This window comes from Paenibacillus paeoniae, assembly GCF_003388735.1.
GTDB classification, from domain to species: domain Bacteria; phylum Bacillota; class Bacilli; order Paenibacillales; family Paenibacillaceae; genus Pristimantibacillus; species Pristimantibacillus paeoniae.
Genome location: NZ_QUBQ01000001.1, coordinates 283,065 through 303,605 on the forward strand (window position 1 = coordinate 283,065; position 20,541 = coordinate 303,605).

Annotated in this window: 17 protein-coding genes and 1 other annotated feature; of the genes, 14 read left to right on the forward strand and 3 right to left on the reverse strand. The window is 52.4% G+C overall.

The window, feature by feature from the left end:
• Window positions 1–16: 16 nt before the first annotated feature.
• The 6 genes from DX130_RS01325 to zapA all read left to right on the forward strand — a co-directional run bounded on the left by DX130_RS01325 (window position 17) and on the right by zapA (window position 8,841).
• Window positions 17–889 (forward strand): sensor histidine kinase, encoded by an 873-nt coding sequence (locus tag DX130_RS01325; protein ID WP_116042214.1) that lies wholly within the window; start codon window positions 17–19, stop codon window positions 887–889.
• Window positions 870–1,577, forward strand: a complete 708-nt coding sequence (locus DX130_RS01330; protein ID WP_116042216.1) for a response regulator — start codon at window positions 870–872, stop codon at window positions 1,575–1,577. Before DX130_RS01325 ends, DX130_RS01330 begins: the two co-directional genes overlap by 20 nt.
• A gap of 95 nt (window positions 1,578–1,672) precedes the next feature.
• A complete protein-coding gene (locus tag DX130_RS26305; RefSeq protein ID WP_165861111.1) occupies window positions 1,673–1,834 on the forward strand; it encodes a hypothetical protein in 162 nt (53 codons plus the stop codon).
• 67 nt (window positions 1,835–1,901) lie between these two features.
• Window positions 1,902–2,146 (forward strand) — a binding site (T-box leader).
• A 74-nt stretch (window positions 2,147–2,220) separates the two neighbouring features.
• Entirely contained in the window at window positions 2,221–3,255 is a 1,035-nt protein-coding gene (pheS, locus tag DX130_RS01335; RefSeq protein ID WP_116042218.1) for a phenylalanine--tRNA ligase subunit alpha, read from the forward strand.
• Window positions 3,256–3,281: 26 nt separating this feature from the next.
• Window positions 3,282–5,723: a phenylalanine--tRNA ligase subunit beta gene (gene pheT, locus DX130_RS01340; protein ID WP_116042219.1), complete on the forward strand. Its 2,442-nt coding sequence runs from the start codon at window positions 3,282–3,284 to the stop codon at window positions 5,721–5,723.
• 145 nt (window positions 5,724–5,868) lie between these two features.
• Window positions 5,869–8,841, forward strand: a complete 2,973-nt coding sequence (gene zapA / locus DX130_RS01345; protein WP_116042221.1) for a cell division protein ZapA — start codon at window positions 5,869–5,871, stop codon at window positions 8,839–8,841.
• 96 nt (window positions 8,842–8,937) lie between these two features.
• Here zapA and DX130_RS01350 read toward each other — a convergent pair whose 3' ends face one another.
• The 3 genes from DX130_RS01350 to DX130_RS01360 all read right to left on the reverse strand — a co-directional run bounded on the left by DX130_RS01350 (window position 8,938) and on the right by DX130_RS01360 (window position 10,764).
• The gene (locus DX130_RS01350; protein WP_116042223.1) at window positions 8,938–9,618 is read right to left on the reverse strand and encodes an SDR family NAD(P)-dependent oxidoreductase; all 681 of its coding nucleotides are present in this window, start codon (window positions 9,616–9,618) and stop codon (window positions 8,938–8,940) included.
• Window positions 9,619–9,798: 180 nt separating this feature from the next.
• Window positions 9,799–10,194 carry a cupredoxin domain-containing protein gene (locus DX130_RS01355; RefSeq protein ID WP_116042224.1) on the reverse strand — a complete coding sequence of 132 codons (396 nt, stop codon included), beginning with the start codon at window positions 10,192–10,194 and terminating at the stop codon, window positions 9,799–9,801.
• Window positions 10,195–10,404: 210 nt separating this feature from the next.
• Entirely contained in the window at window positions 10,405–10,764 is a 360-nt protein-coding gene (locus DX130_RS01360) for a phage holin family protein (RefSeq protein WP_116042226.1), read from the reverse strand.
• A gap of 191 nt (window positions 10,765–10,955) precedes the next feature.
• On the opposite strand from DX130_RS01360, the gene DX130_RS01365 reads away from it, so the two are divergent.
• The 8 genes from DX130_RS01365 to DX130_RS01400 all read left to right on the forward strand — a co-directional run bounded on the left by DX130_RS01365 (window position 10,956) and on the right by DX130_RS01400 (window position 20,492).
• Window positions 10,956–13,322, forward strand: a complete 2,367-nt coding sequence (locus DX130_RS01365; protein ID WP_116042228.1) for an endonuclease MutS2 — start codon at window positions 10,956–10,958, stop codon at window positions 13,320–13,322.
• 12 nt (window positions 13,323–13,334) lie between these two features.
• Complete coding sequence (locus tag DX130_RS01370; protein ID WP_116042230.1) at window positions 13,335–13,757, forward strand: DUF350 domain-containing protein; 423 nt, start codon at window positions 13,335–13,337, stop codon at window positions 13,755–13,757.
• 113 nt (window positions 13,758–13,870) lie between these two features.
• Entirely contained in the window at window positions 13,871–14,407 is a 537-nt protein-coding gene (locus DX130_RS01375) for a hypothetical protein (protein ID WP_116042231.1), read from the forward strand.
• A gap of 99 nt (window positions 14,408–14,506) precedes the next feature.
• The gene (locus tag DX130_RS01380) at window positions 14,507–15,730 is read left to right on the forward strand and encodes an MFS transporter (protein WP_240644070.1); all 1,224 of its coding nucleotides are present in this window, start codon (window positions 14,507–14,509) and stop codon (window positions 15,728–15,730) included.
• Window positions 15,731–15,756: 26 nt separating this feature from the next.
• Window positions 15,757–16,674 carry a cysteine synthase A gene (gene cysK, locus DX130_RS01385; protein ID WP_116042235.1) on the forward strand — a complete coding sequence of 306 codons (918 nt, stop codon included), beginning with the start codon at window positions 15,757–15,759 and terminating at the stop codon, window positions 16,672–16,674.
• A 94-nt stretch (window positions 16,675–16,768) separates the two neighbouring features.
• Window positions 16,769–17,854, forward strand: a complete 1,086-nt coding sequence (locus DX130_RS01390; protein ID WP_116042236.1) for a GerAB/ArcD/ProY family transporter — start codon at window positions 16,769–16,771, stop codon at window positions 17,852–17,854.
• Window positions 17,851–19,320, forward strand: coding sequence for a spore germination protein (locus DX130_RS01395; protein WP_240644077.1), 1,470 nt, complete (start codon window positions 17,851–17,853; stop codon window positions 19,318–19,320). Before DX130_RS01390 ends, DX130_RS01395 begins: the two co-directional genes overlap by 4 nt.
• Complete coding sequence (locus tag DX130_RS01400) at window positions 19,317–20,492, forward strand: Ger(x)C family spore germination protein (RefSeq protein WP_165861112.1); 1,176 nt, start codon at window positions 19,317–19,319, stop codon at window positions 20,490–20,492. The genes DX130_RS01395 and DX130_RS01400 overlap by 4 nt, the downstream gene beginning before the upstream one ends.
• Window positions 20,493–20,541: the final 49 nt, after the last annotated feature.

A 20,541-nucleotide genomic window follows, 5' to 3' on the forward strand; every position in this document is an offset into this window, starting at 1 on the left:
GGGAGGAGGAGCGAATTTGTCCTATAGATGGTTGAAGTGGCTCATTCTTTGGATTCCCACTGTTGTCATTGGGCTTTGGGAATATGTCCGTCACGCCTTTCTTCTTCCATATGTATCGATGGAATTAGGAAACTGGCTGGCCCCTATCTTCGTATTTATCATTACATTAACGCTCGTTCGCCGCTTATTCGCCAAGCTGGAGGCGATGCAGGATTCCCTGAAATGGCAGCAGGCCGTGAAAGCCGCTTTCGAAGAGAGGGAGCAGCTAGCGAGAGAACTGCATGACGGCATTTCGCAATCGCTGTTTATGCTGTCGGTGAAGCTGGACAAGCTGGATCGCGCAGAGTCGGAGGCGGACGCTTCGAAAGCGATGGAGGGCGTGCGCCATACGGTCCGTCATGTGTATGAGGATGTCAGGCAGTCGATATCCAACCTGCAAAACATGCCTCAGCAGACGGACTCCACCTGGCTTCAAAGCATTCATCAGCTGGCTGCTGAACTGGAACAGGGACAAGGCATCAACGTAACGGTCGATTCCAAATTGTATGACGGATTGCTCTCCAACAGGCAGAAGGTGGAGCTGCTGGCTATCCTGCGGGAAGCGCTTATGAATGTACAGAAGCATGCCGGGGCAACGTCGGTTCGCATGCAAGCTGAGCATCACGGTGCGCTTAACGTACCTGTTCCGGCGTTCAGCTGCGTCATCGAAGATGATGGCAAGGGCGCATCTCAAGGGGAACTGCAGGAGCCGGGCAAATACGGCATACGGATGATGAGGGAGCGGGCGAAGGCCATGGGCTGGGAGCTGAATCTCGGTCCAAGTGAACTGGGCGGCATTAGAATTGAGATTAGAGGAGGAGGAGCACAGCATGAGCGGACGAACTCATAAAGTGAGAGTGCTGATCGTGGATGATCATCCCCATGGGAGAGAGGGAATCCGCGAAATCCTATCGGGAGACGATCTGTTCGAAGTTGCCGGCGAAGCGGCCAGCGGTGAAGATGCGATTGCGCTTGCGTCCGATCTGTTGCCTGACCTGGTGCTGATGGACATTCGCATGCCCGGAATGGGAGGGCTTGAGGCGACCTATAGACTCAAGCTGCTGCTGCCCTCTTTGAAAATAATTATGGTAACGGTATCCGATGATATTACACATTTGTTCGAGGCGATCAAGCGGGGAGCGCAAGGGTACTTGCTAAAAAATTTGGACCCCTCCGCATGGCTTCAATATTTGCGAGAGATCGCGGTGGATGAGGCGCCGATGTCGAAGGAGCTGGCATTCCGTCTTCTTCAGGAGTTTTCGGCTGGAGCATCCGGCGGTGCCGCTGCCGCTGCAACTGCTCCGTCACAAGGAGAGGGCAAGGGTTCCATTCCGCCGCTGACTCCGTTGTCGGTACGGGAGAAGGAAGTGCTTCAACGTGTGGCCACAGGCGCGTCCAATCGAGAGATCGCAGCGGCGTTATGCTTATCGGAGCATACGGTGAAAAATCATCTGAAACATATTTTGCAGAAACTTCATCTTGAAAATCGCGTTCAATTGACTAGATACGCTATGGAGCAAGGCTTGCTGCGGGGGTAGTTTTATATCCAAGGATTTACATGTTGTGGATTTGGTTATAGAATCTGTATAACGCACGACGATTGCTTATCAGGAGACGGAAGGGAGCGGATCGTATGGAAACGTTCGGGCGGGGTTGTCTATATATCATAGTAGGGATTGTCACACTCATCGTGCTGGCGTTTATTTTTGGAGGCACGATTCATATTCCTTGGTTTATTCTGATTCCACTTGTCATCTTTGCCTTTTGGATTGCCTCGAAGAAAAGCAATAAATAGAACAAGGATATCCTTGGTTGCATCAAGCTCTAACTTTGAATATAATTAACATTAATGTTTTGCATATGAACAAGCGATGATGGAGAAAAGTACGCAGTGCCTTCGTACAGGGAGAGGACGCCGGAGATTGAGAGCGTTCTTGCGAAATTCAGGCTGCCGAAGTTCGCTCCTGAGCATGCGCCTGAACCAGTCTGGCATTGCGCCGCGACTTGAGTAGGGATGCACGGTTCCCGCCGTTACAGGGTCTAGAGGAGTTGCGTGCTTGCTGCGCGATTCGAATTAGGGTGGTACCACGGTTCTTCCGTCCCTTCGGGGAGGAGGGGCCTTTTTTTATTGGATTCCGGTCTTGCAAGAGGCTTGGACGACACTATTAGGGGGCGATGAATGTGAAGGCAAGATTGGAGGAACTGCGCGCTGAAGCGCTGCAGGAGCTGCAAGGCGTGGAGACGCCGGCGGCGCTGAATGACTTGCGAGTCAAATATTTGGGCAAAAAAGGCGCGTTGACAGAAATTTTGCGCGGCATGGGTGGGCTGAGCGCAGAGGAGCGTCCCGTTATCGGACAAGTGGCGAATGATGTGCGTTCTGCGATCGAAGGCGTGATTGAAGAGAAGGCTGTTGCTTTCCAGGAAGCTGAGACGAACAACCGCTTGATGGCTGAGACGATTGACGTCACGCTTCCGGGCAAGCCGCTCCCTACGGGCGCAGTGCATCCGTTGAACAAGGTAGCGCAAGAGATCGAGGACATCTTCATTGGTCTGGGTTATTCTGTCGCAGAAGGTCCGGAAGTGGAGATGGACTATTACAATTTCGAGGCGCTTAATCTGCCCAAAAACCATCCTGCCCGCGATATGCAGGACTCCTTCTATATCACAGATGACATTCTGATGCGTACCCAGACATCTCCTGTACAGATTCGGGCGATGGAAGCGAAGGAAGGCATGACGCCGATCAAAGTCATTTGTCCCGGGAAAGTATACCGCAGAGACGATGATGACGCGACGCATTCCTTCCAATTCAATCAAGTGGAAGGTCTTGTCGTTGGCAAAGGCATACGTATGAGCGACCTGAAGGGCACGCTGCTGCAATTCGTCCAGCAGATGTTCGGTCCGCAGGTTCAGATCCGTCTGCGTCCAAGCTTCTTCCCATTCACAGAGCCAAGCGCCGAGGTAGACGTGACTTGCGTGCAATGCGGCGGACATGGCTGCCGGATGTGCAAAGGCACAGGCTGGCTGGAAATTCTGGGCTGCGGCATGGTTCACCCCTATGTTCTGGAGAAGGGCGGATACGATCCGGAGGAAGTGACAGGCTTCGCGTTCGGCATGGGTATCGAGCGTATCGCGCTGTTGAAATACGGCATTGACGATATTCGCCATTTCTACACCAACGATCTGCGATTCCTTGGCCAGTTCGCCAGAATGTGACGATAGAATAGAAGGGACGAGAAGAGATGAATGTATCCTATCAATGGTTGAATGAATATATCGAGCTTGACGGATTGACAGCGGGGGAGCTTGCGGAGCGCATGACGCGCGGCGGCATTGAGATCGACGTAGTGGAATCCCGCAACAAAGGCGTATCCGGCGTCGTAGTCGGCTATGTCAAGTCGAAGGAGAAGCATCCCGATGCCGACAAGCTGAACGTCTGCAAGGTAGATGTCGGCACAGGCGAGGAACTGCAAATCGTGTGCGGCGCCAAAAATGTGGATGCTGGGCAAAAGGTTCCGGTAGCGGTCATTGGCGCCGTGCTGCCAGGCGACTTCAAGATCAAGCGCGCGAAGCTGCGCGGCGTTGAGTCGCAGGGCATGATCTGCTCCGCCAAGGAGCTGGGTCTGAACGACAAGCTTCTGCCGAAGGATCAACAGGAAGGTATTCTTGTACTGCCGGCGGCTACGGCGATCGGAACGTCGATCAACGCCGTGCTTGGCATTGACGATGAGGTGCTTGAGCTGGACCTGACGCCGAACCGCTCTGATTGCCTTAGCATGCTGAGTGTAGCTTACGAAGTAGGAGCACTGACTGGACGCGAGGTGAAGCTGCCAAGCACTTCCGTACACGACGCTTCCCAGAAGACAGAAGGTCTTGTGAGCGTTGAAGTGATCGCGACAGAGCAATGTCCTCATTACTCTGCCCGCTATATTAAGGACGTAAAGATCGGACCGTCTCCGCAATGGCTGCAAAATCGCCTGATGGCGGCAGGCATTCGTCCGATCAGCAACGTCGTAGACGTGACCAACTTCGTGATGCTGGAATACGGCCAGCCGCTTCACGCATTCGATGCTGATCGCGTTAAGGATGGACGAATCGTCGTCCGTATGGCGAAGGATGGCGAGACGATGCTAACGCTGGATGACCAGGAGCGTCGTCTGGAGCCGCATATGCTGGTCATTACTGATGGCAACGAGCCGATTGCTCTTGCCGGTGTGATGGGCGGCGCGAGCTCTGAAGTCACGGAGGGCACAGTCAATATTATTCTAGAGTCCGCGCGTTTCGACGGCGGCACGGTTCGCAAGACGTCCCGTCAGCTTGGTCTTCGTTCGGAATCGAGCATTCGCTTCGAGAAGGAAGTGGATCCGTCGCGCGTCATTCCTGCGCTTAATCGTGCAGCCGCGTTAATTGCCGAGCTAGCCGACGGTCTCGTAACCGACGGGATTGTGGAGTCTGTCTCCCAGTCTGTCGAGCCAGCCAAGATATCCGTTTCGCTACAAAAGATTAACGGCTACTTGGGTACAGAGCTGTCGAGCCTGGAGGTTCGCACGATCTTCGGACGTCTTCAATTCTCTTATGAAGTAAGCACAGAGGACGAGTTCCAGGTGGAAGTGCCTACCCGTCGCGCCGAAATTACGCGTGATGTGGACTTGATTGAAGAAGTAGCCCGTCTGTACGGCTATGACAATATTCCGACAACGCTTATTCATGGAGATGTCATTCAAGGCTCTCTGACGAAGCCGCAGGCGATCCGCCGCGAGCTGCGCAAGCGTCTGACGGATTCCGGCTTGCATGAAGTGATCAATTATTCCTTTACAAGTCCGGCTAGAACAGAGCTGTTCCCGTCGCTGACAGAGGAAGCGAGACCTGTCCGTCTGGCTATGCCGATGAGTGAGGAGCGCAGTGTGCTCCGCACGGGCTTGCTTGCCCAACTGCTAGAGACAGCCCTTTATAATCGCAATCGCAAAAATGAATCCGCCGCATTGTTCGAGATTGGAAGTGTCTTCCATACGGATGAAGAGGTGCTGACCAGACTTCCTCAGGAGAAGCATCGTTTCGCGGCATTGTTGACTGGCAACCGGACGGCTTCCAGTTGGAATACGAAAGCGACAGCTTATGATTTCTATGATGCCAAAGGTATCGTAGAGACGCTCGCGGAATCGCTTGGCTTGAGCGATAAGATCAGCTATGCGCCGGCGCAACCGCCTCACTTCCACCCGGGCAGAACGGCATCCATTACGCTGGAGACGCCTGCGGGACCTTCTGTGATTGGCTATATCGGCCAATTGCATCCCGGGCTGCAAGTGGAATGGGAATTGGCTGACACTTATTTGATCGAGCTTTCTCTGGGAGCGATCTACGAAGAAGCAAGCTTTGATATCGAATACAAGACGCTGCCGAAGTACCCTGCCATGGAGAGAGACATTGCTGTTGTTGTAGATACGGAAGTAGCGGCAGGAAGCTTGACGGACAAGGCTTGGAGTACCGCAGGCGAACTGCTGGAGTCTGTTCGGGTGTTCGACGTCTATACGGGCGAGCGTCTGGGAGCAGGCAAAAAGAGCGTTGCGCTGTCGTTGGTCTATCGCCATGCGGAACGCACATTGACAGATGAAGAAGTGACTTCCCTGCATGGACAGGTCGTCCAGAATTTGGAACAATCTTTTGGAGCAGAATTGCGCAAGTAGGCAGGAAACATCCAAAGCCGCATCGAATTAGTTCCTAGTGAACGTCGATGCGGCTTTTTATACCCGGCAGAAGTAAATCCCGGAAGTTTTTACGAGGCAGCGACGTGGCAACAACGTGATTTGGATGATAGGGGGATACGACTTCATGGATGGAGAACAAACTGTTGTAACCGTTGACATATATGGCATTCAATACAAAATTAAAGGACACTCCAATATCGAATATATGAAAAGAGTAGCCAGTTCTATCGATGAGAACATGAAGAAGCTGGCGAAAACAAATCCTCGGCTTGATATGCAGAAGCTTGCAGTATTGGTAGCCATGCAGACAACGGAGGATGTATTCCGTCTTCGGCGAGATAATACGCGCCTGCAAGAGGAAGAAACTCGCGCGATCGAAACCCGGCAGCAGCTGGAGTGGGAGAAGCATCGCAATACGGAGCTTGAAGCGTCGCAGGAACGGGCCAAACAGGCTAATGAAGAGCAAATTCGTGTATTTAAGGCGGATGCCGATAAGCAGTTGGAAGAACTTATGGCGATGGCCGAGGAGCAGAGGAAAGAAGCACAGGCCTCTGCAGATGAGTCCATTAAGGCTGGCGAAGAGCGCCTGCTCCGCTTGAAGCAGGAGCATGAGGAAGAGATCGAGCGGACGAAGGAAACCCTCTCGATGGAGAAGAAAACGGAGCTGGTTCAGCTTAAGAGCAGATTGGAGACGGAGCTGGCTAAGCTTGGTCAGGAGCTGGAGCGTTCTGTATCGGAGCTTACTGCCGAGCGCGATCGTGTCCTGGAAGTAAGCACAACAGAACGTGAGAAGCTGCAGGAAGCGCATCAGGGGGAGCAGGAGAGGCTGCAAGGAGACTTCCAAGCCGAGAAAGCCAAGCTTCTGGAAGAGCATCAGCTGGAGAAGGAATTGCTTCTGGAAGAGCTTCAGAAGGACAAGGATAGATTGCAGGAAGAGCTGCAGGCGCTGAAAGCGAAGCATCATGAAGAGCTTGAAGCCGAGGCGGCGAAGCTGCAAGCTGGCTTTGATGCGACTAAGGAGCAGCTTCGGAGTGGCTTTGAGAGGGAGAAGCAGCAGATTACGACGGCTCAGCGTACGGAGAAGGAAAAGCTGGCCGCTGGACATGCTGCGGAGAAGGATGGTCTGCTGACGTTCCATCAGGCGGAGCTGGCGAAGCTAGAGCAGGCTACGAAGGACGAACTGGAGCGCAGCAGGAATGGCTGGCAGGAGAAGCAAAGCAAGCTGCAGGCTCAATTAGCCGAGCTGCAACAAGCCTCGGCAGCCGAGAAAGCTGCTTACGAGAATCGGATTGCTGTTGCGGACGAGCAGCTGATGCAAGCGATGGAGCAAGAGGAAGCGCTCCGATCGAGTATGACACAATTACAGGAAGACCAGCAGGCATACATTGAGCAATTGGACGAAGCTGCAGGCCAAGCAGAGGAGTTCGCGGAGGAACGCAAGCGCTGGGCTGCTAATCAAGAAGAGTTGACGGGGCAAATGACGAAGGAATATCAGACGCGTGTCGACGAGCTTGAAGGGAAGCTGCACGATCTTCAGGAGCGGATTGCGATTGCCGAGGAAGCCGAGCAGGGGTATCAAGAGCAATTGGATCAATTAGCTTTCAAAGAGTTGGAGCTTGGGGAGCAACTGGAGCAATTCAAGGCTGCTGAGCTTGATTGGAAGTCCAAGCTGAAGCAATATGAAGCGACTGAACGAGAGTGGCAGCAGAAATGGCAGGATGCGCAAGCCGGCGAAGCCGAGGTTCGCAAGGAATTGGATGCTAAGCGAAGCGAGGTGCAAGAGCTTGCGTCTGAGCTAGAGCAGCAGCGGACGGAATCGCAGGAGTTCGCCGTATTATTGGAGCTGGAGCAGAACGATGCGAAAGAGTTGGCGTTGAAGCTGGAATCAGCTCAGAGCTCTACTCATGAGCTTGCATCCAAGCTGCAATTGGAGCAGGAAGTGACGATTGAACTTTCATCCAGGCTGCAATTGGCAGAGAACGATACACGCGAGCTTGCATCCAAGCTGGACCTGGCGCAGAACGATACACGCGAGCTGACAGCTAAGCTGGAATCGACGGAAAGTGATAAGCGTGAGCTTGCAGTCAAGCTGGAAGCTGTGGACAATGATTTGCACGAGCTCACAGCCAAGTTTGAGAATACACAGAGCAACTCGCAGGAACTCTCAACCAAGCTGGCAGCCGTTCAGGACGAACGAGAGCAGCTTGCATCCAAGCTGGCTGCGGAGCGGGAAGAGTCGCAGCTGCTCGCAGCTTTGCTGGAGGAACGGGAAGCGGCGGAAGCCAAGCTGAAGAAGCAGCTTGAGCTTCAGCAGCAAGAGCAGGATGAAATGAACGAAAAGCTGGAGAGCCATCATCAATTGGCCATTCGTGACCTGCAGGAGCAATTGGAGCTTCTACAGTTAGTGGAAGATGAATTGTCGATGAAGCTGAGCGAGAAGGAAAATACGGCAAGAGAGTTGTCTGCCCAGCTAAGGGAGCAGGAAGCGATTGCCAAAGAGCTGACTGTGAAAAACGAGCAATTGGAGACGGTCGAAGAGAATCTGAAGAAGCGGCTTGATCAGCAAAGTGAGTCTGAGGCTGAGCTGAAGGAAAAGCTTGAAGCAGATCGGCAAGCCGCCGTGCAGAAGCTGCAGGAAAAGCTGGACGATCAAGCGGCCAAGGAACAAGAATTGCTGGAGCAATTGGAGTTTATGGCAGCGAGGGAGCGAATTGCTTCCGGCCAGTTGGAGTCGTCAATTGAAAGGCAAGAGCAATTGAACCGACTGCTCGAAGAGCAGCAGCTAAGAGTGGATGAGCTTGAAGCGGAAGTGAAGCAAGCTCATCGTCTGAGGGAAGAGCTGGAAATGAAAGAAGAAAGCCTGCGCGAGGAAATGGAACTGGCTATCCGTGAGGCGGCAGCTGCTTCGGACAATCAGGACCAGTGGGAGGATCAAATTGCTGATTTGCAGAGCGAGCGTGACGAAGCTGCAAGGCAGACATCCCAGACAGCGAAGGAATACGAGACGCTTAAGAATGAACATCATAAGCTGAAGGTCGAATACTCCAAGCTTCAAACGGAATATAATGAATGGATTGAATTGGTCGAGCAGATCTAAGCTATGTGCACGTCGCAGTTCGTTACTACAGGCTTATAAAAGCCTCCGGTCCCTCTTCTGCTGAGGACCCGGAGGCTTCTTGGCTTCGGTAAATCATTATCCGTAGGAATGAATCGTTCCGGTAGGGCCGCCGAATGATAAGCTGGCAAGCCTGACGATATCCGGGGTGACAATCGACGGGTCTTTGCCAGTTGCATGCATCTCGGTGCGAAGTGTTCCCGGGTTGTAGAGATTAACAAGAATGCCATGCTCATGTTCTTCGTCCGCAACGGTGCGGGTAAGGGATTCCAGGCCGGCTTTAGCTGCACTGTAAGCGACAAAACCCCCGGCGCCATTGCGCGACAGACTGGACGTAATATTGATAATGCGGCCATATCTCTGTTTTCGCATGGCAGGAAGCACTGCCTTGGTCAACAGGAAGGGACCGGTCAAGTTTGTGGCGATCTGATTCTGCCATTCCTCGGAGGTCAGCTCGAGTACGGAACCTTGCTCCAGTACCGCAGCATTGTTGAGCAGCACATCGATGCGTCCCCAATGCTGGAGGACGGCTTCCACCGAATCTGACACTTGTTGCTCGTCGGTAACGTCTGAACTAAGAACTAGCGCAGGCCTGCCGGTGCGCTGGGCCAACAACGCGGCTGTCTCTTCCAATTTGTCGATCCGTCTGCCCAGCAGCACGACGTTCGCCCCCGCATCAGCGAAGGCGATCGCCGCCGCCCGGCCCAAGCCGCTGCCGGCTCCACTAATCATTGCGATGCGTCCTTCCAGTACTCCCATTTGCATTCCTCCATTCACGAGGTGTCGTGAACTTATCTTATCAAAGGAGGCTTGGCATTGGAAGGGCCCCATGATCAGACTTTTTTTGGAAAAGCAGTAAGCTGCACTTATGACGGATTCCATAAAAAAAGAAGGTCCGCCTGTTCGCAAGAACCAGTGGAACCTTCTATCCTTATCAAGCTATTCGACGATGAGCTTCGCCTTCATCAAGCTGTGACCTCCGCCGCAAGGAACGGAGCAAATCATATCATACGTGCCGGGAGCATCAAATTTGACGGCAACGGTTTCTCTGTTGCCAATGCTGTACTTGGTTTTCAATATACGAACGCCATGCACGCCTCCAGCCGATTTAACCGTAAGATCGACGGTTTCACCTGCTTTGATCCGATATTCCTTCTGATCGAAATCCCAATTTTTAGCCGTGATGACTACTTCGGATTCGGAAGTCGAGCTTTCATTGCCGGATGCATTGCTGATTCCGCCCATCGTTTCCTTGCTGTTATCGGAGTTGGCGCCGCAAGCGGCAACAACCAACGCTAATGTAAGCACAGTTGCGAGTATAAGCCATTTTTTCATATTCAAGTGCCCCTTCCAACGGATTGATCAGATCATATTTTTTGTATCTATCTCATTCTAACCTAAATAATGGGCCTTTAAAGCCACGGTCGTGACAACACTTTGACAAAGTGATGAATTTGTTTTGAACAATCATCTTGTCGCATGCAAATAGCCCTCTGCTGTTCCGGATTGAACAGAGAGGGCCATATGGCTGTAGTTGATTGCGTATTAATCGTTATTCCGTCTGCCTGCTTCGTAAGGCGTGCTGACCGGAATGAACAGGTCGATAATCCCGATTACCAGTGCGGCCAGTATAGCTCCAAGCCAAGTCACAGTAACGCCGCCGACAACGAATTGGGCGATCCAGATGACTGCTGCGCTGGCCAAGAAGCCGACGATGCCGCGTCCGAACGGAGATACTCGTTTTCCGAAGATGCCTTCAATAATCCAGCCGAGTGCGGCGATAACCAGAGCCAGGAAGAACGCGCTCCAGAATCCGCCGACACTGAATTGCGGCACGATAAAGCCGACTACCATCAAGACCAACGCCGAGACGATAAAACGGACCACATGTCCAAGAAAGTTCATATCTAATTCCTCCTAATCAAATGTGTGGTGGAAGCTGCTGCAGTAGTCAATAATGGTTCTTGTGGGTTCAATCTATATTGTTGCCAAGGCGGAAAGGAATATGTATGGTACGAATTAGTCTAAACCATCCTCTCCTCGTGCAACGGAATAAAGGTTCGGCTATAATATAAGGGCGAGAGGAGTGTTAAAAGTTGGACGCCAAAATATTGACGACATTGGAATATCCGAAAATTTTAAATAGATTGACCGGACTTGCCAGCACGACGCTGGGCAAAGCGGTAACGGAGCAACTCCAGCCCGTGACGGAGCTGGAGGAAGTAAAGTTGCTGCTGCAGGCGACCGATGAGGCTTATGCGGCTGACCGTCTCAAGGGAAGCGCTCCGTTTGGAGGCGTCGCCGATATTAGCGCGCCGCTTCATCGCGCGCGGATCGGCGGCACACTCAATCCGGCGGAGCTGCTGGACATTGCGTCCACTTCACGCGGCGGGCGACGAGTCAAGAAGCATATTGAGACAATCCATGAGGAGCATCCGATTCCGATGCTTAGATCGGTGTCGGAAGGGATTAGCGAGCATAAGTCACTTGAAGACGCGATATTTGCATGTATTGACGAGCAGGCTGAAGTGCTTGACAGCGCGAGCTCAGAGCTTGGAGCCATTCGCCGGGAACTACGTACGGGAGAGTCCCGTATCAGAGAGAAGCTGGAATCCATGATTCGTTCTTCTTCGGTGCAAAAAATGCTGCAGGACGCCATCATTACGCTGCGCAACGATCGTTATGTCATTCCGGTCAAGCAAGAGTACCGCTCCAGCTTCGGAGGACTGGTACACGATCAGTCCGGTTCCGGCGCAACCTTGTTCATCGAGCCGGAGGCGATTGTTGCCATGAACAACCGCCTTAGAGAGATGAAGGCTGCGGAGCAGCGGGAAATTGAAAAGATCTTGCAGAAGCTGACGGCGCATGCTGCAGAGTATGTAGAGGATCTGCTGGTGAATCTCGATCTGCTGGGGCAGCTCGACTTCGCTTTTGCCAAGGCACGGCTTGCCCATGAGATGAAGGCGACGCAGCCGCGCATGAATGACCGCGGCTTCTTGAAGCTGAAGCGGGGACGCCATCCGCTTATTGACCGGCACAAAGTGGTTCCGCTTGATGTGGAGCTGGGCAATCAATTCACCGCCATTATAGTGACGGGACCGAATACAGGGGGCAAAACCGTCTCCCTCAAGACGATTGGCTTGCTTAGCTTAATGGCGATGTCCGGCTTGTTTGTCCCGGCAGAAGAGGGCAGCCAGCTATGTGTATTTGATGCGATCTATGCAGATATCGGAGACGAGCAAAGCATTGAGCAGAGTCTCAGTACCTTTTCCAGCCATTTGACCAATATCATTCGCATTCTAAAAGCGATGACGTCGAAGAGCTTGGTGCTGCTTGATGAACTAGGTGCGGGTACGGACCCGGCAGAGGGCTCCGCGCTTGCAATTGCGATACTGGAGCATATCCATGCATTGGGCAGCCGTATCGTGGCTACGACGCATTACAGTGAGCTGAAGGCATATGCCTATAATCGAAAGGGCGTTATTAACGCCAGCATGGAGTTTGATATCGCGTCGCTCAGCCCGACTTATCGTCTGCTTGTTGGCGTGCCGGGCCGAAGCAATGCATTCGCGATTGCCGAGCGTCTGGGTCTGCAGCGCTCCATTATCGATCATGCCCGTGGCGAGGTAAGCGAGGAGGATCTTCGTGTCGAGAACATGATAGCCTCGCTGGAGGAGAACCGTCTTAGCGCCGAATCCGAGCGTCAGTCTGCGGAATCGCTTCGTATGCAGCTGGAGAAGCTTCGTTCGAAGCAGGAGGAAGAGCGTCAGCGGTTCGAGGACCAGAAGGAGAAGCTGCTTTTGAAAGCCAAGGATGAGGCGCGGGAAGCCGTTGCCAAAGCGAAGCGGGAAGCTGAGGAGATCATTGCCGAGCTTCGCAAGCTGGCAATGGAAGAAGGTGCCTCCGTCAAGGAGCATAAGCTCATCGAAGCGCGTCGCAAGCTGGATGATGCGATGCCGGAGCAGCAAAGCGCGAAGCGCAAGGGCGGCTCGCAAGGCGGCAAGCCGCAGAAGATCGAAGCTGGCGACGAAGTAATGGTCTACAGCCTGAATCAGAAGGGGCTGATTGTCGATATACAGGGTACGGACGCTACCGTTCAGCTTGGGATTATGAAGATGAAGGTGTCCTTGGATGATATGGAGCTGGTCAAAACAAAGGCTCCAGAAAAGGCTTCACAGCCAAGAGCGGCTGCAAGCCTGACTAGGACCAGGGACGACAGCGTACGCATGGAGCTGGATTTGCGAGGCGAGAATCTGGAGGAAGCCATTATGGAAGTAGACCGATTCCTCGATGAATCCTTCCTTTCTGGCTTTGGTCAGGTGTATATTATACATGGGAAAGGCACGGGCGTGCTGCGAACAGGCATTCAGCAATATTTGCGCAGACACTCGCATGTGAAGAGCTTCCGTAACGGCAATTACGGCGAGGGCGGCATTGGCGTTACCGTAGCGGAATTGAAATAGGGGGGAACGTTCATGGGGACGGAGATCGATAAGCTTCTTGACAACCCATACGCAGCGACACTGGCGTTTGTATCAGTTACCGTGTTGTCGCTTATCGTGTTTTTATCTTGTTTTGAGCTGGTGACCAAGTATAAGTGCTGGGGCGAGATCAAAAAAGGGAACATGGCGGTTGCTATGGCTACCGGCGGAAAAATATTCGGGATATGCAATATTTTCAGATTCTCGATCGAGTCCAATGATTCCATTTATCATTCCCTGTTATGGGGCGCATTTGGTTTTATCATTTTGCTGGTTGCCTACTTTTTATTTGAGTTTTTGACGCCTGTATTTCGTATTGACGAGGAAATTGAGAAGGACAACCGAGCGGTCGGCTTTATCGCTATGATTATTTCTGTATCCCTTTCCTATGTCATTGGAGCGACGATTATCGTGTAGAGCTGGAGGCCTTAAGCATGAAGTATTTGTGGATTACTCTGCTGGTTGTGTCGATTTTATTTTTTGTCGTGGGCATTATTTATTGGATCAACATTTAGAGAGGATGTACGTTTATGCAAGAGAAAGAAGCGCAAGGCCAGGTGTGCCAATGGTGCCTGTCGGAAATTATTTGGGATGAAGAGGTTGGTCCAGAGACGCATTGTCCGCATTGTGACAGTGAACTGGGCGGGTATCGTTCTGTACAGGTTGGACTGGATCCGAATGGTGAACGCGAGGAGAACGACGACGCAGAAGAAGAGTGGCAGGAAGAAGAGGAAGGACCGGATACAAGCTGGATGAATGACGAGAACGGCTTCCGCGGCGGCAATCGCAGCATGCTGGCAGCGGAAGGCGCCATTCAGCGTATTATCGGCGAACAGCTGGAAGCGCCGGAATGTCCGGCATGCAGGGAGTATATGATGGAGACTGGCACACAGAAGATCGGCGGTGACAACTACCGGCCGAATGAACCGCAAGCGATCGGCATATCGGTATTGCCTAATCCCTATACGGTTCATCTCTATGTATGCCCATCGTGCTACCATACAGCATCCTTCCTCAGTCTAAGCGACCGGGAAGAGATGGTGAACCGTCTGGAGGCCCATTCTTAAACAATTGCCAATATTGGACGGGCATGGGACTTGTCCCTTCAGGGTATGTTACAAAACGAATTTCTAAGCGCGGAGTATCCGTGTCCGGGGGGAATCGTTTTGGCGAAAACACTGGAGAGACAAGCTGTCCTTCTCCTTGTCGTACAGGCGTTGTATGGAATATCAACGGCCTTGTCCGGCACGTTCGTACCCGTCTATCTATGGAAGTCAAGCGGGTCTTATCTCGTGATCGGCTGGTTTACATTTGCTCAGTATGCGCTTGGCGGACTTGTCTTCTGGCTGGCGGGCAAGTGGGTGAAGGAGTATAACAAAATGCATAGCCTTCGGACTGGCATTGCGTTGTCCGGCCTCTTTTATTGTGTAGTGCTGTTTCTGGGCGAGGGCGCCAAGAACTGGGCGGTCCCGCTTGGTATCCTTAGCGGCATTGCGATGGGATTGTTCTGGCTTGCCTTTAATGTCGTGTACTTCGAAGTAACAGACCCTGACACAAGGGATCGCTACAATGGCTGGGCAGGGCTGTTAGGCTCTGCAGCCGGTATTCTGGCCCCTTGGATATCGGGACTTATTATTACGTCCATGAAAGGCGAACAAGGATACAGGATTATCTTCATGCTATCGCTTGCGATATTCGCTATAGGGGTGGTACTTAGCTTCTGGCTCAAAAAACGGCACGGAGAAGGAAGCTACCAATGGACGCTTGGCTTTAAGCAACTGGCGGAGCGAGGCAACCCATGGCGCCGGCTATTCCCGGCGATCGCGGCTCAAGGCGTCAGGGAAGGCGTCTTTATGTTCCTTGTCGGACTTACTGTCTACGTGGCTACGCGTACGGAGAGCAAGCTCGGCCTGTATTCACTGATTACGTCGCTAGTCGCTCTAATCAGCTTCGGTGTGGCGGGCAAATGGATGAGCAAGCTGCGATTGACATGGTCGATGCTGGCAGGAGTCGTTATGATTGCTGCCGTCATTTTGCCGTTATTCTGGGAAGTATCGTATTCTACTTTGTTGTTATTCGGTATCGGCACATCGCTTTTTCTTCCTCTTTATATGATCCCGATGACAACCAAGGTATTCGATGTCATCGGTCGCGATCAGGAGAGCGCTGCCCACCGCGAAGAGTTTATTGTATTGCGGGAGATGGCGCTGACAGCGGGCCGATTATTGGGGTTGACTGCCTATTTGATTGTAATGTCCACTCATCATTCTCCAAAAACGATGACTTGGCTCATGCTCGCAGTCGGCTTGGCGCCAATAGCGGGATGGTGGTGGATGAAGCCTTTTTTACATCAAAGAGTAGCTCGGCGGCAACGGCCGCAGACAGAATAGAGGGATGAACGGAGGCAGGATTCATTTTGGCTAGAGCAGTATCTGACGTGACTCAATTGATTGGCCATACGCCGATCGTGCAACTAAACCGGATGGCGGAAGAAGGAAGCGCCGATGTGTGCGTGAAGCTGGAGCGCTTCAATCCTAGCGGCAGCGTGAAGGATCGGGCCGCCATCTCGCTCATTCAGACAGCAGAGCAACAGGGGCTGATAAAGCCTGGCGATACGATAATCGAGCCTACTAGCGGCAATACAGGCATCGGGCTTGCCATGACGGCAGCTGCCAAGGGCTATAAGGTCATTCTGATCATGCCGGACAATATGTCGGCTGAGCGAATCAAGCTTCTGAAGGCATATGGCGCAGGAGTTGTGCTGACACCCGCTGCAGAACGGATGCCGGGCGCAATTCGCAAGGCGGAGGAGCTTCGCGCAGGCATTCCCGGCAGCTTTATTCCGAACCAATTCGACAACCGGGCCAATCCGGACATCCATCGTTCAACGACGGCTCTGGAAATCATGGATCAGTCCGATGGGCGTCTGGACGCCTTTGTCGCTACCGCCGGTACTGGCGGTACGATTACAGGAACTGGCGAGACGCTCAAAGCGTTGATTCCGGGCCTGTACGTAGCGGTTGTAGAACCGAAGGGTTCTCCTGTATTGTCCGGCGGTCAGCCAGGTCCGCATAAGCTGGTAGGCACCAGCCCCGGCTTCGTGCCGGCTATCCTGAACGTATCCGTCTATGACGAGATCATTCAGGTATCGGACGAGGATGCCTTGAATACCATGCGTGATCTCGCCAGATTGGAAGGCATTCTGGTCGGTCCTTCCTCCGGAGCTTCTGTCTGGGCGGCGATGCAGATCGCCAAGCGGCTGGGCAGGGGCAAGCGTGTTATTTGCATCGCGCCTGATACCGGCGAGCGTTATTTGAGTATGGATATATTCTAATTCCCCGTTAACCTCAAGCTATCATTTTTTACCTCTTTTATGCATTTTGGCATTCGCTTCTGGGCAACCTTTTGGTTGTGAGGAAGTGAATGCCATGAATGTCAAACCCTTCGGAATTATCCCGTCTATCGCCATATTGGTCTTATCGGTTGGCCTCGTCAACCATGTCCTGATTGTCCCCATTTTGCTGACTGTTGCAAAACGCGACGCTTGGATGGCCGTTTTTCTAGCATTTATCGTTATATTGCCCTGGACCGCTATTCCTTTTTTCAACTTGCTTAAAAAACTGAGTCACCAGAGGTTCGATAAATGGTTGAAGGACCGGGTACATCCAGTCCTCGCATGGATGATTATCGGTTATTTTCTCATTGTGACGTTTCTGATCGCCTCCGAGACTTTGATCGTAACGTCTTCATGGACGGGAACGACCTATCTGCCCAATACGCCTACGTACGTTGTTGCATCTGTCTTTCTTGCCCTCTGTCTCTACGCTTCCTGTATGGGTCTTAGAACAATCGCCTTCATGAGCTGTCTGCTTGTGCCCATGGTTGTATTGCTCGGCGACTTCGTTATGTCCATCAACTTGCCGCATAAGGATTACCGCTATTTGCTGCCCATGCTGGAGTACGGTTTTTCGCCAGTTGCAAGAGCTTCTATTCACTGTCTGACTGCATTCAGCGAGCTGTTTATGCTTTTGTTTATCCAGCATCATTTGAAGAAGAGCTATAAACGTTGGCATCTGATCCTTCTTGTCTTGTTTCTGGGCTTGCTTGCCGTAGGTCCTTTGACAGGCGCTATTGCCGAATTCGGACCGGATGAGGCTGAGAAGATGAGATATCCGGCGTTTTCACAATGGAGGCTGGTTTCGATTGGCCGTTATTTTGAGCATGTCGATTTTTTCGCTATCTTCCAGTGGCTCTCCGGCGCGCTTATTCGGATTTCCTTGTCCATCTATCTTCTATTGGAGTTTAACCCGCTTAGCCGATCGAAATATAGATGGATCGCTCCTGTGGTGATTGGCGTCTTATTATGTGGTATGGCCGTCTACTGGACGAACCATATGATACAGTACCGGCTAATGATTGCGTGGGGATTTCGCTATTTCGGCGTGGTAACGATGAGTCTGATTATCATCGTCTATGCCATTAGCTTTATGAAGAAACGGCAGGTGAGATCATGACTGGCAATATGCAAAAAGAAGAGCCGACGGGAGATAACCATCATCGTTATCCACTGACGATCGAGCAGTTCCGCGAGCGGATTCGGCCCTGCAACGATGTGATGGAGCAAACGGTGCATATCGGCGGAAGCCGGGAACGTGTAGCCTATATCTATTATTGCGATGGGCTGATCGACAGCCAGATGTACCATCTCGGACTGCTTCCAACGCTGGAGAAATGGAGGGAGACACCCGAGACGCCCCTGTCGCCGGAGGGCTCGCAGGCTGGCCATCCGAGCCGAATCTTCGTGCCCCTGGACGCCTGCGACCATGAGCATATTTATGCACGATTGTTCGCTGGAAGTGTCATCGTTACCTTTTCGGATGAGGAAGGGTTCTATGAATGCAATATAGCCAATCAGCCTGCGCGTTCACCGGAGGAGTCTTCGATGGAGCTGTCTCTGAAAGGGCCGCGGGACGGATTCGTAGAGCAATTATCGGTTAACATCGCACTCGTCCGCAAGAGACTTCGTACTCCCAATCTGCATATTGAATATCATAAAATCGGTACCGATACCCAGACGGAGATCGCTATCTTGCATATGGCTGATCAAGCACCCCCGGGATTGGTGGATGAGGTTCGGCGACGAATCCATTCGCTACATATTCCATCCTTGAATGGAGCGGGCGAACTGGAGGAGCGGCTGGCCGATCGGCCGCTGGCGCTGTTCCCGCTGCTGGACTATGTGGGGAGGCCCGACTTTGTCATGCAGTCCCTGATGAAGGGGAGATTCGCCATATTAGTGGATGGCTCTCCTGCGGCATTGATCGGGCCCGGCAATCTGCTTCTGCTGATCAAATCGCCGGAGGATACCCATCTGCCCTTCTACTATGTGTCGCTGGAGAGACTGTTGCGGCTCTTGGGGTTGCTGCTGTCCCTGTTTTTGCCCGGCTTTTGGGTTGCGCTCTCGTCCTATAATACGGACCAGGTTCCCTTTACTTTACTGGCAACTGTAACGATATCCCGAATCGGACTGCCGTTGTCGGCAACGATGGAGATGTTCCTTATGCTAACGCTATTCGAAGTGTTCAGAGAGGCAGGCGTCCGATTGCCCCGACCGGTCGGGCAGACCGTCTCTGTCGTGGGCGGCCTCATCATAGGCGATGCAGCCATCCGTGCAGGCATGACCTCGCCAACGATGCTTGTTGTAGCAGCGGTATCTGCCGTTTCTACCTTTACCCTGGTGAATCAATCACTGGCAGGCTCCGTCAGTCTGTTCCGAATTGTCATTCTGATTTTGTCGTCGATTCTCGGTATGTTCGGATTTTTTGTAGGCATGTTCGGCCTGCTTCTGTACATGTGCTCGCTGGAATCGTTCGGACAGCCCTATATGCAGCCGATCGCTCCGCTAAGGATCAAGGATACAATCTCATCGTTGCTGCAGAAGCCATGGAAGCTCGGTTCGAATGGGAGGAGGCGGTCATGAACCGCCAAAGAAAAGGGGTGAAGGCGAGTTGGTGGCGGCTGTCGCTAGCTGCTGCGTTTGGGGTGGCATGCCTTCTCCTAACGGGGTGCTGGGACGAGGTCAATCTGCAGGATGTCAGCTACATATCCGCCATGGGCGTCGATTATGAAGACGGCCATTACACGATCTATACTCAGATGATTAATTTTGCAGCCGTGGCCAAGACGGAATCTCCGCAGTCGCAAGCTCAGAAAACCTGGATCGGCAAAGGGCAGGGGGATTCGGTGCTGCTTGCCTTTTTCAATCTGAGCCGCGGCGGCTATACGACGCTAAATCTGGAACATCTCAAAACGATAGTGGTGCATGAGCGGGCGCTGGGCAAAATATCGGATGTGCTGGATGGATTGAACCGGCATCGTGCTTCTCGTTATACCTCGCTGCTGTACGGGACAAACGAGCCAATTGAACATATTTTTACGACGGAAAACTTCTTTGATCAGTCGCCGCTGAACAGTATTCTCTACATGCCGGGGCCGCATGACGTACAATATACATTCACCAAACCGCTCAAAATGCAAAATGCGGTTCAGTTGCTCAGAGAACCGTCGATGACGACCTTACTGCCAGCGCTGAATACAACGGAGGCGTTCTGGCGGCATGATAATAAAAAAATGAACACCCAGCTCATTGACGGCGTATTTGTTTTCAAAAACTTCAACTACCAAGGCTTTGTGCTTGAGAAGGAATTGCCTGGCGTCCGCTGGTTGGATGAGTCCTTCGACAAGGTGTTCACCAAAGCGGGTGGAGGCGAAAATGAGGCTTCGATATCGATAACCCATTCGTCTTACCGACTACATATCGATTCATCCTCTTCGGAACATGCGGTATTCCGCTTGCGTGTTCAGCTAACGGGTCATGTGGTGGAATTGGACGGGGAGATGACCGAGCGCGAAATTGTTGACTCCATTGAAAAGAGAGTCAGGAACGAGATTGAATCGACGTATCGCGTCGGTCTTCAAAGAGGGATGGACGTATTCCATCTGGAGCATTATTTGTACCGGCATCATCACGGCTATTGGAAGCGGCATGTGAAGGGACAGGAGTGGAAGCCGCGACAGGACGACTTGAAGGACATCCAAGTAAAACTGAATCTGACGGATACAGGCAAATTTGACTTGTCCAGCGGCACATAAAATAAGGGAACTGGCTCATAATACGGAAGTCACCATTTCTAAACGCAAA